1 protein-coding gene is annotated in these 440 nt (G+C 71.1%); it reads left to right on the forward strand.

Annotated features, from left to right (window positions below; all coding sequences use genetic code 11):
• Positions 1–440 (forward strand): hypothetical protein (locus AC3DEV_RS17125; RefSeq protein WP_488372894.1); only part of this gene is annotated, 440 nt, incomplete at both ends.

Here is a 440-nt window from a genome sequence, read left to right on the forward strand (position 1 = left end):
TGCCCTTCTGCAAGGCGGCGATCCGGGCCATGTTCACCTACGGGTTCGTGCCCTGGCGCACGCGGCGGCTGGGGCGGGGCGACGAGATCCCGGAGGTCCTGCCGCCCGGGACCTTCAGCTGGCACACCGAGGTCGGCCCGGAGGAGCAGGAGCGCAACCCGTCCCGCTTCTACCACCACCAGCGCCCGGCCAAGAAGCGCTCCAGGCGGGGCGAGCCCAACGCGACCCACCTGGCCGAGGCGGGCGACGACGACAGCCGGCTGGTCGTGTACCGGCTCACGCCCTCCGCCGGCGGGATACGGGAGGACGACGTGGAGATCTACATCACGCACCCGCCCTCCCTGGACGTCACGGTCAACTCCAGCCTGTTCGCGACCGTCCCCTCCCCGCTGGCGTACCTCCTGTCGGATTACAAGAACCTGCGGGAGGCCCAGAAGCGC

The sequence above is a fragment of the Dietzia sp. IBK-p2-15D genome, from assembly GCF_057773105.1.